Genomic DNA, 13,024 nt, shown 5'->3' with positions numbered 1-13,024 from the left:
ACCACTCATCAGAATGTTTTCATTCCATTTAATCTTCAGGGTTTCCGAGTCATGTCCAGGTGGGGGACATAGGGCTTGCAAACCTCCAGGCGCGAGATCAAGGCTGCGACCTGTGCGCCCGTTTGCCAGTGGGGCAGGTGTCCCTTGGGTGCTTCCAGAGAGAAGCAGAGTCGATCGTCGGAAAACCATTGCTCTTTCGATCGCCATCCCACCCGACTGCCAAACCGCTGCCAGGGGCTATTCACCCGCCACTTGCCCCGTCCCCTGGAAAACTGTTCCAGGGTGGGATAGAGGGCATCACTGGTGCCACCCACACTTTTCCAAACATCTTGCTGGACGCTGAAGCCGAATAATCCGTCGCTGTGGTGCAGCCAGAGGTAATCCATCAAGTACAAATCGCGGCAAGGAAACTGGCGGATTTCGTCGGGAGAGAGCTGTCCCGATTCCCGATCGAAGGCTTTGAGCATCAGGCGATGGGTTTCTCGATCGGCTACCTGCCAGGATTGGGCAATTAACAGATCTTGTAAATGCTTGTAATCAATCCCCACCTCAGAACCACTGGGGGAACCGACGGCAAACCCGGTAAACATTTGAATCCGTGTCTCTGGGCTAATATCAGGCTGAAATTCTGAACCCTGGGGTAGTTTTATGACTCGATCGGGGGTTAAAGGAGCCAGATCAGCCAGAACTTCCAGGGCCGTTTGATAGCGTTCTCGGAAGTCGTAGCGCACCATTTTGTCCAGCAAATCCCCTAAGCGAGGGCTGACCTCGGCTCGATCGCGCCAGACAATCTCGCTGGTGTAGGCATCTTCGGGCAAACTTTTGGGATGCAATCCGGTTAGGGCTTGAATCCCCATCATTCCCAAGGCATACAGATCACTACAGAAGCGGGGTTTGCCTGCCATTTGTTCGCTGGGCATATATCCGGGGGAGCCGATCGCAATGGTGCGGGTGCTGTGGCCGTGGGTCTGGATCTGGGTGGAGAGTTGTTTGACTGCGCCGAAGTCAATTAAAACAATTTTGCTGTCCCTGCGTCGTCGAATCAGGTTAGAGGGTTTCAGATCGCGGTGAATTACGTGATGGTGATGCAGATATACCAATACTTCCAATACTTCCTGGAGGAGGGCGATCGTCTGTTCCTCAGTGAGGCGATTGCCTGGGGTGAGGGTTGCGGTTAAGTTCTCCCCTTCAATGAATTCCTGAACCAGATAAAATTCTTGATTTTCCTCAAAATGCGCCAGGAGTCGCGGAATTTGCGGAAAATCACTTAGCTTGTATAGAACCTGGGCCTCTGTTTCAAACAACCGATGGGCGGTGACTAAACTTTCCTCATCGCTCAAACGAGGTTTGAGGTGTTTCACCACACATTGAGGCCGTCCCGGCAGGTGATTATCCTGCGCCAGATAGGTTTGCCCAAAACCACCACCTCCCAAATAGGAGACGATTTGATATCGCCCCCCCAGCTTCATGTCGCCATTGGGTAAGTTGAGCATCGGCGTTCGTCATCCCTAACGTGGTGAGGCGTTAACCATGAGTATAAGGCGAAATGCACTGCCTCCTATTGGTTCAATACAGCCTGATCCTGCCCCAGTCAGGGGAGATCGCACTTCACCCGATCGGTTCATCCGATTAGCCAAATTCCTCGATCGCGCTATTTGCAGAATCGATCGAACTGTAACCTTTTTGACTTGATTTGCTCGTTTGATTAATGCTACTCTCTTCAGCTATAGCTGTCTTTTGGGTTGCACAGACCTGGGGGATAGCTGGATGACCTGGAGACGAAATTCTCTAACGGAGGTCAAGCGTGCCTCACAAGCTAAACGCTCAACCTCCTGACCCAGACTACGAACGCTAGTCCAGGCTAGGGTGTATGATACCACCCGATGCCTGTCGCTTGCCCTGTCTGAACGAGGGCTAGTCTCTGGGGTTTCTTCAAACCCTGGAATAAGGAGATTTACAAACCATGTCCGACAAACTATTCGGTCTGCCTCCCGCAGGCGATCGGCTGATTTCCCCTGCCCGGCGATCGGTCAAAATCCTGATGATCGGTCAACCCAATGATGTGGAAATCACGATCGCGCGTCTGTATCAGTGTGACTTCTGCCGCGTCGAAGATTGGTCACGTCCCCTACCCTTCTCCCAGATCCAACAGGCTACCACCAAAGAACCGGGAGAGATTATGAGGATTTATGTGCGATCGATGACGCTCTAAGCCAGGGCGCACAGCGGTGCAGCCCCTACCATTCTTGCTACGGGGTGTTAGACGGAATTTAGGCAGGGGAGTCAGCATAAACAGTAGTTATGCCGCTGAGTCCTTGGTGGGGGCGCAGCCGAAAGCTTATCTGTCAGTATTCAAAATTAGGTGGGAAGTGCTTTCCAGGTTAATAGAGGCAACAGCCATCTAAAATAGATAAAACAGAGCGGCTGAGAAAAACTGATGACTTTACAAGAGCTACAAAATCAGGCATTGCAGTTGCCGATTGGCGATCGCTGGCGTTTAGTACAGTCATTGTTAAGTTCAATCCAACAGGAAACACTGATACTGAGTCCACTAAAGACAAAGGTGGATTCTTTGGCTGAGCTTAATCCCTGGACTCAAAGCCTAATTGGAGTCGTTCAGTTAGGCACAGAAGAACCTACAGAATCCTATGTGGATTATCTGGAGGAAAAGTACAGTTGAGGCGGGTATTGTTTGACAGTGATGTTTTGCTTGATGTTCTAGCTCAACGACAACCGTTTGTTGTTGCTTCCGCTTGGGCTGCACCAACCACACTTCAGTTTTCATTCCTAGCATTGTCATTGGTGAGCAGTGTTATGGAGCCAGAAAGTCAGGGCGAGTTGCAGCAAACTTAGCAAGAGTTGATTAGTTGCTGGCAGCACAACATTGGTGTGTGACGCTGAAACCGCACAGCAATACGGTGAGGTCAAAAACAAGTTAAGGCTCAAGGGCCGTCCATTATCTGAAAACGATTATCTGAAAACGATGTCTGGATTGTAGCCCTTGCACTACAGCATGATTTGATTCTGGTAACATGCGATGCTCATTCTCAAGAAGTGGAGATTCTGAAAACAGTAGCGTGGTGAGTAAAGCCGCCGCTGCTGATTTGAGTCGTTAACTGTCTCTTCTGATAGAAGAGTGAGAGGCGTTAGCCCCAGATTGGGAAGGGGCGCACAGCGGTGCGCCCTTACAGCCGATTTTCTCAAAAGTTGGGATGCCATTTGATTGCAGATCCCCTAGCAATTGCACTCTACGATCTATATCCCATTCTCGATTACTCCACCGCCCAACAACCGATCGCCGTCATACCAGACGGCCGCCTGTCCGGGGGTAACACTGAATTGTGGTTCATCAAACACAACTTTGACCCGATCGCCTTCCAAGGGAATCACCGTACAGGGAATTGGTTGAGAACGATAGCGAATCTGAACTTCAGCCCGGATGGGGCTGGTGGGAACAGCCATCGACACCCAGTTCACCCGATGGGCCGTCAGTTCAGGATGCTGGGCTGCCGTTCGATCGCCCACAATCACCTGATTTCGTCCAGCATCAATCCCAATCACGTACAGAGGCCGATCAGCTGCAATGCCAATCCCCCGTCGCTGCCCGATGGTGTAATGGTGAATGCCATCATGCTGCCCCAGGACTTTCCCGGATGGATCCACAATATCCCCCTGCTTAGGAGCCAGGTACTGATCTAGAAACGATCGCATAGAGCCGTGGGCTTCAATCAGGCAAAGATCCTGACTTTCTGGTTTTTCTGCTGTGTGAAGTCCAAATTCGGCCGCTAAACGACGGGTTTCTGCCTTAACCTGGTTGCCCAGAGGAAACAGGGTATGGGCCAAAATTTCCTGGCTCAGGTCATAGAGAAAGTAGGTTTGATCCTTACTGGGATCAACGGCTCGATGCAGTTCGTAGCGTCCTGTGTCGGAATTAAACACAATACGGGCGTAGTGACCTGTGGCAATGCGATCGACCCCCAACTCCGTCCGGGCATACTCCAGCATCGGGCAAACTTCACGGCCTTGTTGCACTGCGAACAGGGGAGCGGCGTAATCCCTGCCTCGTAACCGCTCACCAGATAGTCCACAATATTTTTCGTAAAGACTTCGCGCGTATCCACAATGTGATGGGGAATGTCCAGATCCTCGCAAAGTCTTGCCGCATCCAGCATTCCTTCTGAACAACACTGTCCCTTGCCTTTCATTAACCACAGGGTAATTCCCACCACGTCATACCCCTGACGATGCAGGGTCGCGGCTGCCACTGAGCTATCGACACCACCTGAAAGTCCAACAACAACTTTGTCCATGAACGGAAACGCTTGCAATAGAAGATAAAAGTCTGACTCGGAACTCAGTCCTCAACTCAGTCCTTAGAATTCCGGCAGCTAAAAATGAGCGCGATCGAACATCGCTCTCTCTAGGCTAACACTCTCCTTTGGTTTATTTGAATTCCTTCATCGGTTGCCCCAGCCATCGCCACAGATATAGCGGTTTAAATAAAAAATTTGCGCCATAAACGCAATCCGTAGATACAATGAATTATTATTTGATTTTTAATTCCTGTGTTAAACTAACAGCCAATTTCAGTGCTACTCCTATCGGTCAACCCTATGAAAGTCTCTTCGGCAATCCCGCGATTAGTGGCCGGGCTAATCGGCAGTGGACTACTGATTACTCCCCAACTGGCCTCCGCCAACGTTCCAGCATCGGCAAATGAATTAGAGGGCGATCGGCTCTTAGCTCAACAGATCGTCGATGGCTTACCCCCTCCTCCTCCCCTCGACAATGCTCCAGGCGGATTCCCCAGCCATCCCACCAGTGGCAATCCAGGGGCATCGCAGTACCTGGTGATTGTGAATGGAGATAGTCCCCTCCTGCTTTCCCAGGTGCAGATGGTAGCTGCCAATGCCTCGCTCCAGGACTATAACGGGCAGCGATTTATTCAGGCAGGACTGTTTAATGACCCAGCCATGGCCCAGCAGCAGGTTTCAGCCCTTGCCGCCCAGGGAATTGGTGCAGAAATTGTCACAGTCAATGCAGCCACAACCAGCGGACAAGTTGCCCAGCAAAACCCTTTACCGGGACTCCCGCCTCCCGATATTCTGCCAGTCGCTCCAGTGCCCAGGGAAGTGGAATTTGGTCAGCCGCCCAGCCCAAACCAGTTGAGTAATCCAGTTCCGCCATCTGAAGTGGAAGCGACGGCTCCTATCCGGAATTCGCGGCATTACTATGTGGTAATTCCAGGCAGTTCCAATGACATTGAAGCGATTACGAATCAGGTCGCCCGGTTAGGAGAAGGGTTTGATGTTGCCCAGATGGTGCAGACAGCCGAATCCCGCCGTGGAACGCACGTTCGTGTGGGGCCCTTCGCCGATCGCAGTGCTGCGAATCGCTGGAGTCGCTATTTTCGGGACTTTGGCATGGATGCCAGAGTTTACTTCAGCCGATAGTTCCTGAGCTTGAGAACAAAATACAAGTGCCAATAAAGCTGGATTCACCGGATTCAACCCGATTCTCAGCGATTCTCAGCGATCGTTCAGCAACATCTCAGCGGAACCTGGGGTTTTGGTGACATGATGGTGGGCATAACGAGCAGTAGGAATATAGAGGAAGTTGTTGACTCAGACAGAACGCCTGATTGTTTTTACGCGCTATCCCCAACCCGGTAAAGCCAAAACTCGCCTGATTCCAGCTTTGGGTGCGGTTGGTGCCGCTGCTTTGCAACGTCAGATGACGGAACACACCCTGCGGCAGGTTGCTGAATGGGTCGATCGCTCAGTTCAATCGAACCCCCTGCAATCAGTAGAGATCTGGTTTGCTGGGACGGATGCACCTGACCTCGATCGCCAGCGAATGCAGGATTGGCTGGGCAGCCAGTGGGCGTATCGATCGCAGCCTTCTGGGGATTTAGGGGAACGCATGGCGCAGGCGTTTCGATCGGCTTTTGCAGCCGGAATGGAACGGGTTGTCATTATTGGCACAGACTGTCCTGGAATCGATGCCAATCTGTTAGCGCAGGCATTTCAGTTACTTCAAGAGCATGATGTCGTGCTGGGCCCTGCTACCGATGGCGGGTATTACCTGATTGGCTTGAGTCGCTTTACCACTGATTTATTCACCGGGATTGCCTGGAGTACCGCAGAAGTTTTGCATCAAACCGTAGCGATCGCCACCCAGAAAGGACTGGACATTGCTGCTCTCAATCCGCTGACAGATATCGATCGCCCTGAAGACTTACCAGTATGGGAGGCGGTTTGTCATCCATCTCCCGTTCTGTCCGTCATCATTCCCGTCCTGAACGAAGCTAACACAATTCAAACGGTTCTACGAAACCTGAGGCTGAATGCGGTTGGTCAGTCCGAGTCCATCGAAGTCATTGTGGTGGATGGAGGCAGTCAGGATGACACTATCCCCTTAGCGCAGGCATCCGGGGCAACGGTCATTTCCGGCGAAACTGGCCGAGCCAATCAAATGAATGCTGGAGCCGCGATCGCCACAGGTCGGGTTTTGCTTTTCCTCCATGCAGATACTTACCTGCCGCCAGGCTTTGTTTCCCTGATTCAGCAAACACTCAACCAACCCCAGGTTGTAGCCGGAGCCTTTGAGTTGCGGATTGACGGCAGCGAACCTGGACTACGCTGGGTGGAACGGGGGGTAAATTGGCGATCGAAACACTGCCAACTGCCCTATGGCGATCAGGCAATTTTTCTCACCGCAAACACCTTCCATCAGCTTGGCGAATTCCCCATCCTGCCGATTATGGAGGACTTCATTTTTATCCGTCGCCTACAAAAGCTGGGCAAAATTGCGATCGTCCCTGCCCCCGTCACCACCTCAGCCCGCCGCTGGCAAAAACTCGGCATCCTCCAAACGACCCTGATCAATCAGCTTGCGATCGTCGCCTACTTTTCAGGTATCTCCCCAGAACGGATTGCAAGGTGGTACAGGAGGAGCGAAAAGTGAAGAACGAAGAACGAAGAATGAAGCAATAAATAAGTAAAAGAAGTAGATGCAGTAGATCGAAAATGAATTCGCATTTATGGTAACACCTGCGTTCGTTCGCTCCCCACTCCCCACTCCCTACTCTCCACTTCTCCGCGCCGCGATCGCCAAGTTGAGATAATCCCCAATCGAAATCGCCTGGCTAAACTCTTGTTCCGTCCACCGATCGGCTTTGTCCAATCGCATTACCAGAATACATCCCCACAAGCTGGCGTTCACCAAAATCGGTAACACCATCCACGTCCCCACAACCTGGGTCATAACGTTGGACACAAAAGCATGATTGGCCTGACCTGAACCATGAATTTGAGTGGGTTCAAGGCGATCGAGCATTTGGGGAAGGAACATATCCTTTTCTGGAGATGGGATACGGGCGGCACACTGGGGATTGGGATGCTGGCAGTAATCATAAATGGTATGCCAGCGAGTTTGTTCAAGATGGTATTGATAGATGTGAACACAGTCTGCCTGAAGTAAACCAGCCAGGTGTTCGGATACTATCGAATAGAGAGTGGGAAGCGGGCAGCGATTCGCCAGGGCGTAGGTCAGATTCGGAATCACCGATCGAACCGGAGAGGTAGAGCTGGGCTGAGGCGCAGGTGAGGGATGGGACGTGAAGATAAACAGCAAAGTTTGACGTACTGTATCCACATGAACCCTGCACTGAGAAGTACGACAGGAGAGAGATTTAAGTAAAACATTAGCAGTTGCTGATATGGGTCGAAAATCAGAATCGATCGATGAGGGAGTTTCAAACGAAAAGCCCTCTTCAAACTCAACAATCGAACGGAGATTGATTCCTCTCAGCTCTTCAGGATGATATCCCCATAGGGAAACAATAGAATCCGTTGTAGAAATAATCTCACCCGAAAAAGTAGTTTCGATTAGAACATCAGAAATACAGCCTAGGATGCTACGCCAGCGTAACTCTGAATAAACTAATGCTGCTTGAGCCGACTTTAGCTCGGAAATATCAGTAACAAATTCAATGATATAAGCCAGTCCATCGCTTTCTATCACTGGGGAGAAGGAAGAGCGAAACCATTTTTCCTGGCGATCGATGTATACGCGATACTCAACTTCGCCATTTTTTCGCGTTTGTTCAACCTGCTTAATCATCGATTTAAGCTCAACCCGATCTTCAGGATGAATATATTTCAAATAATCCTGGCAGGAACGATAAAACGGCTCAGTTTCCAGCCCGTAAAGGACTGCCAGTTGTTTTGACCAATGTACTTTATGGTTCCGAAAATCCCAATATGCAATCCCAATCCCGATTTGTTCGATCGTGTGCAGCATTGATTTTGCAGTGCAAGAGCTGAAATTGGTTACAGGAAAGCAGAACGGGTCATGCTTTGAAGGGGGCTGCAAAGTCATGGACATGGATATTTACCTTAAAACCTATCATTTGTCAAGCTTGATTTGGCAGCGACTACAAAGATAGCCATGCCGCAAGACACGCTACGTCAGTAGAGCTGTCGGTAACGACGCTCAATGAACCGCACTCCTCACTGAATCACCACGCGACACTATAAAACAATTAGTCTAAATCTGTCGCTTAACACATACCACTTAATCAAGTTAAAACTTCTTGGTAATGCACAATTTTGCAGAGAAATAATTCCTCTCGGTTAGAGGTTGCACCCGCCCTAATCATACTACCAACGAAATCTTTAACAAGAGATCTCGATCACTTCATAATTATTGGACGCATTCTAGCTTGGCGCGAGATGAATCACTGCATAGAAAGTTTGAGCAGAGATTTCGATCGCTTCATTGATAAAGCGAAGTTTTAGAAAAATCCACGCCAAATAGAACCTTGAGAACGATGAGTGGATCATCCTTAGGCAGGCTCATTTCCACAAACACTTTATGGGCAAGCTTCAATTGAGCAGAACTGTATTGCCTCTGATTTTGCGCTTGAGTTACAGCTAAACTCAAATCGTGAAACCACTTCATCAATACAGGCAGGGAACTTTCAAGGGAAATGGCAGATTGCTCCAATGAGAAACTTAAAATCTTTCGATTGAAATTTGCATTAATCAGGACAAAATCCGTGTCTACCTGCACAATTTTCCATTTTGACTGGGGTGTCGCCTTCTCACTCCATGTGACCCACAGTCGCATCCGCTCCAAAATTTGAGATGCAACCGCTTGATCAGCTAAAAAGCAGGTAATGGAAGCAGGAGTAGGCAGTTCAAGAATTTGGCGTGGCGGATTTGCAGTGGGTTTGGGAGTCCGATTTTTATCATCGGAGGGAGAAATTGTTGCGGGTTGTGAAGCGTGACGATCTGTCGCTAAATTGCGTTTTTGCTCAGGGTTAGAGTCTTGATCGCGGTTCTGATCGCGGTTCGGCTCAATCAGAGGAACATTGGAAGCATCCGGCAGTACCATGCTTGAAACATCCCAGCGGTAGCGATCGAGCATCCCGCCTTCGTACATACAAAAAGGGAACGGATAGGACTCCTCAGCAATGGGCTGATAGGTACGTGGATCAAGATATTCTAAACGGAGATAGATTTCTGGCGTATCGTTTTGTTGCTTGGTAAAGGTATAGTCTGGTGGGGGTGGTTCCAGACAAATCAAGCGCACTACCTGCACTGCGGCCGGATTTTTAGAGTCTTTTAGTTGAAAGACATTGCATGGAGGTTGAAACAAAATACGCCCTTCGGCATCTGGCTCGTAGGCAAGGGTGCAACCTTGAGGCACATAAAATAGTGTACCGATGTAGCGATCGAGCTTAGGTTTACGCCGCCTGATATAGACGTAGTACTGGGTTGGTTCGCTGAGTCCTCGATCTTGATAGCTATAGTCTTTTTTCAGCAGGAGGCGAGTTTGCCGATCCTTCGATCGCGTGATTTGCTCCTGTCGTCCTGCCAATTCCTGTTGCCCAGCCTTCAGGAGCATTTGAAGCTGCTCAGTCTCCACCTGAGTCATTAAAGCTTGGATTAAATTGATCTTTGCTTCATTGTCAAGACGAGTTGCCTGAAGCAGCAGATCTTCAGGAGTGCCACAGGTATCCGAGGTGGATACTTTTTCGGTAGAATGCTCGATCGGGGGGAATGGATTCATTGCCATTTCAATACAATGCCCAAGGGTCGCTTGAGCAGTCCTCTGGTCAGCAACAGGGGCAGAAGTTCTGCGATCCATAGGAATACAAGAATTATGGGGATACTAAGCGATATAAGTACAAACAGTACCAATACTGAACTTAATTATTACAACTGATGTAATCCTCAGCTCCGTAGATACAAAGCTGCGTAGATACAAGATTAGAAGCACAAAGACATCCAAACACCCGATGGCAAAACTCAACGAACCCAAGTCTGTCAGTCAAGTTACGGTTATTGTAGCCCAATGCTTCCGGGATGAATAAATCTGAATGGGAAGATTATGCAAAGTCGGAGGATAGGTTGGTCAAGAATTTACAAAGATGCTTGGAATTCGGCGATCGATAATCAAGTTCCCTGATCTGACTCGGGCGATTCTGCGTGGGGTCATGCGGAAAGTACTATCCCCCCATCCTTCACACCAAAATTGAAAAATTGCCGGTTCAAAATTTGAAATCCTTTTACAAAGCTTCATATGTCTGTTATCTTAGGGCAGGGTTAACTGGAACGGGTGCATCCAAGGTGTTCTAATTAGTCTTTGATCGTTATAATTGCTATATTGTTCCCGATTCATTCTCGCTAAGGTTTCCGATTTGTTCCCGGTTACTACCTGAATCGTCAGAATAAGCAGGTAGATACAAGGTTTGCAAGTTGGTTAGAGTGAGTGCACGCGGCTAGACGTAGCATCCCGCGATCGCGGTTTGAGTCACGGTTCAGTGGGTTCAATGGAACTTGCAGACCGTAGAGCTTGCAGAGAAATAAATTGCCAAAAAAATCAAGCAAGAAAATCAAGCAAGAAAATCAAGCAAGAAAATAGGTTCAGCGCAGCCTTCGTTCAGCGCAATCAGAGGTGATCTGCCCAAAATTAAGTTTGGTATTGGTGTACGCACGGTTGCACTAAGGATGAAGTGTAATGATTGGGCAACTATTGACTGGGCGATATCTCATTCTGAAAACATTAGGGGCGGGTGGATTTAGTGAAACCTATTTAGCCCGCGACAAGTACTTACCTCATCACCCGCTTTGTGTTGTGAAGTGTCTGAAGGTTTCTTCCAACAGCACAATCTCACTGGAAGCGGCACAGCAATTGTTTGAAGCAGAAGCACGAATTTTGGATCAGCTGGGTCAAAGCCATGCTCAAATTCCCAAATTGTTTGCTTTTTGCCGTGAGCAAGATCAAATTTATCAGGTGCAAGAATACATTGAGGGCGACAATTTGGGAGATTGGGTCGCCCAAGACCGTCGCTTGCCTGCGGATGCTGCGATCGACCTCTTGTCACAGGTTCTACCCGTTTTGGACTATGTCCATTCTCGGCGGGTGATTCATTGCGACATAAAACCCAGCAACCTGATCCAACAGCATCAAGATGGCAAGATAGTGTTGATTGACTTTGGGGCAGCTTGCCTGGGGAAAGAATCTAGTTCCGTTGACAAGCAGGAAAACCTGTTGGCGATCGGTACGCCCGGATATATGCCGGAGGAGCAGGAGGCGGGAAAAGCTCAATTTAATAGCGATATTTACGCGCTGGGAGTGTCCATTATTCACTTGCTAACCGGGATTCATCCCCAACGACTGCAGCGGGATCCAATTACAGGCGAGTTGGATTGGCAGGGCTTTCTGAGCGGGTCTTCCCTGGAGCCAAAGCTGCTGGAAATTCTTGATCGGATGGTGCGAACCCATGCCCGCGATCGATATCAGCGAGCGGTTGATGTGTTGTCCGATTTGTTTTTATTAACTGGAGTGCATCCACCAACGAAAAACTCTGCGATCGGCTGGCGACGATCGATACAGAAAATTGTGAAACCTGCGGTAGCGGCTGTGCTGCTGGTGGGCATGGTAGGAGGTGGATATTTATATCAGCATCGATATCAGACATCTGCTTTTCTGGCGCAATTTCAAGGTTCTGCCTCATCCCGTCAAGCCTTGACCTGGCTGCGAGATGTACCCATTGAATCAACTCTCGATCGAATGTTAATTACGCCAGATAGTGAGGTTTTAGTAACGGCTGAAGCCAATCATGTGCTGCATTTATGGTCACTGCCAGACGGTGAACTACTCAATGCATTGCACGGGCATACAGATGCAGTCACCACTCTGGAAATGAGTCGGGATGGCAAGTTGCTGGTCAGCGGTAGTGACGATCGAACGGTGCGGTTGTGGGATGTGGAAACCGGAACGTTGTTGCGAACCTTCGAGGGACATGATCAAGGAATTACTGCGGTCGGAATTAGTCCTGATGGGCAGACGATCGCTAGTAGTAGTAAAGACAGTGCTTTGCATTTATGGGATCTGCAAACTGGAGCACTCCTACAGACCTTGACGGTTTCAACGGGAACGGTAACTGCAATTACATTCGGTGCAGCGAATCGACTATTTAGTGCCAGCAGCGATTACCAAATTCAGGATTGGGATCTCCAAACAGGAACCCTCCAGCGTACCTTCACTGGTCACACGGCTCCTATCACAGGATTACGAATGTCAGAGGACAATACGCTATTTAGCTTTGGTGCAGATCGAACGCTGGTATGGGACATTGAGCGGGAAACGTTGGTGCGAGTGTTCTCAGAAGATTCGGCAAATCCCATGACGACGTTACTGGACGACCAATATGTCGTGACGGTGCATGACAATGGCAGCGTTCGTCGATGGACGCGAGAAGCCGGACGATTGGTGAAAACGGTTTCTGGTGGATTTGAGCAAAGTTTGGATGCGGTTCTCAGTGCAGATCATCGCTATTTAGTCAGTTGGAGTCCAACTCGACGATTGCAGGTGTGGCAAATGAGTGAGGAGTGAGGAGGATTTGCAGCGCATGGACATGAGCCTGTAGGAGTGACAAGCATCTTGCCTGCCAATACCACAGTCCAGGATTGAACGGGGAAAAGGGGAAATGAAGAGAGAAGCTCAGTTC

General features: G+C 49.4%; 9 protein-coding genes and 2 pseudogenes. 7 read left to right on the top strand and 4 right to left on the bottom strand.

Annotated features, from left to right (window positions below; genetic code table 11):
• Positions 1-35: 35 nt before the first annotated feature.
• Entirely contained in the window at positions 36-1,493 is a 1,458-nt protein-coding gene (locus ACM1PF_RS12035) for a GUN4 domain-containing protein (RefSeq protein WP_416674785.1), read from the bottom strand.
• Positions 1,494-1,963: 470 nt separating this feature from the next.
• Between ACM1PF_RS12035 and ACM1PF_RS12030 the strand changes: the two genes are divergently transcribed.
• The 4 genes and pseudogenes from ACM1PF_RS12030 to ACM1PF_RS12015 all read left to right on the top strand — a co-directional run bounded on the left by ACM1PF_RS12030 (position 1,964) and on the right by ACM1PF_RS12015 (position 3,084).
• Entirely contained in the window at positions 1,964-2,212 is a 249-nt protein-coding gene (locus tag ACM1PF_RS12030) for a hypothetical protein (RefSeq protein WP_416674364.1), read from the top strand.
• 225 nt (positions 2,213-2,437) lie between these two features.
• On the top strand, positions 2,438-2,680 hold the full coding sequence (locus tag ACM1PF_RS12025; protein WP_416674784.1) for a hypothetical protein: 243 nt from the start codon (positions 2,438-2,440) through the stop codon (positions 2,678-2,680).
• Positions 2,677-2,769: pseudogene (locus ACM1PF_RS12020) on the top strand (PIN domain-containing protein); the annotation flags it as partial. The gene ACM1PF_RS12025 and the pseudogene ACM1PF_RS12020, both read left to right, overlap by 4 nt.
• Positions 2,770-2,991: 222 nt before the next feature.
• Positions 2,992-3,084 carry a hypothetical protein gene (locus ACM1PF_RS12015; RefSeq protein WP_416676633.1) on the top strand — a complete coding sequence of 31 codons (93 nt, stop codon included), beginning with the start codon at positions 2,992-2,994 and terminating at the stop codon, positions 3,082-3,084.
• A gap of 171 nt (positions 3,085-3,255) precedes the next feature.
• Here the strand turns inward: ACM1PF_RS12015 and mnmA are convergent.
• Positions 3,256-4,310: pseudogene (gene mnmA, locus ACM1PF_RS12010) on the bottom strand (tRNA 2-thiouridine(34) synthase MnmA).
• A gap of 303 nt (positions 4,311-4,613) precedes the next feature.
• Here mnmA and ACM1PF_RS12005 point away from each other — a divergent pair.
• Both ACM1PF_RS12005 and ACM1PF_RS12000 read left to right on the top strand, forming a co-directional pair.
• Positions 4,614-5,453: an SPOR domain-containing protein gene (locus tag ACM1PF_RS12005; protein ID WP_416674783.1), complete on the top strand. Its 840-nt coding sequence runs from the start codon at positions 4,614-4,616 to the stop codon at positions 5,451-5,453.
• Positions 5,454-5,619: 166 nt separating this feature from the next.
• Entirely contained in the window at positions 5,620-6,966 is a 1,347-nt protein-coding gene (locus ACM1PF_RS12000; RefSeq protein ID WP_416674782.1) for a TIGR04283 family arsenosugar biosynthesis glycosyltransferase, read from the top strand.
• A 117-nt stretch (positions 6,967-7,083) separates the two neighbouring features.
• Here the strand turns inward: ACM1PF_RS12000 and ACM1PF_RS11995 are convergent, their stop codons facing one another.
• Positions 7,084-8,304 (bottom strand): PAS domain S-box protein, encoded by a 1,221-nt coding sequence (locus tag ACM1PF_RS11995; protein WP_416674781.1) that lies wholly within the window; start codon positions 8,302-8,304, stop codon positions 7,084-7,086.
• 474 nt (positions 8,305-8,778) lie between these two features.
• Positions 8,779-10,155, bottom strand: coding sequence for a hypothetical protein (locus ACM1PF_RS11990; RefSeq protein ID WP_416674780.1), 1,377 nt, complete (start codon positions 10,153-10,155; stop codon positions 8,779-8,781).
• A gap of 873 nt (positions 10,156-11,028) precedes the next feature.
• Here ACM1PF_RS11990 and ACM1PF_RS11985 point away from each other — a divergent pair.
• Positions 11,029-12,909, top strand: a complete 1,881-nt coding sequence (locus ACM1PF_RS11985; RefSeq protein WP_416674778.1) for a protein kinase domain-containing protein — start codon at positions 11,029-11,031, stop codon at positions 12,907-12,909.
• Positions 12,910-13,024 lie beyond the last annotated feature (115 nt).

Source organism: Egbenema bharatensis FJBBOT/2019 (genome assembly GCF_048077055.1).
Taxonomy (GTDB): domain Bacteria; phylum Cyanobacteriota; class Cyanobacteriia; order Elainellales; family Elainellaceae; genus Egbenema; species Egbenema bharatensis.
The sequence above is the reverse complement of the archived record's forward strand: the minus strand, read 5'-3'. Positions and strand labels throughout refer to the sequence as shown.

Coding starts and splice junctions, on each gene's coding strand:
- ACM1PF_RS12005 (WP_416674783.1), top strand. CDS start 4,614: ATGAAAGTCTCTTCGGCAATCCCGCGATTAGTGGCCGGGCTAATCGGC.
- ACM1PF_RS12035 (WP_416674785.1), bottom strand. CDS start 1,493: ATGCTCAACTTACCCAATGGCGACATGAAGCTGGGGGGGCGATATCAA.
- ACM1PF_RS11990 (WP_416674780.1), bottom strand. CDS start 10,155: ATGGATCGCAGAACTTCTGCCCCTGTTGCTGACCAGAGGACTGCTCAA.
- ACM1PF_RS12030 (WP_416674364.1), top strand. CDS start 1,964: ATGTCCGACAAACTATTCGGTCTGCCTCCCGCAGGCGATCGGCTGATT.
- ACM1PF_RS12025 (WP_416674784.1), top strand. CDS start 2,438: ATGACTTTACAAGAGCTACAAAATCAGGCATTGCAGTTGCCGATTGGC.
- ACM1PF_RS11995 (WP_416674781.1), bottom strand. CDS start 8,304: ATGCTGCACACGATCGAACAAATCGGGATTGGGATTGCATATTGGGAT.
- ACM1PF_RS11985 (WP_416674778.1), top strand. CDS start 11,029: ATGATTGGGCAACTATTGACTGGGCGATATCTCATTCTGAAAACATTA.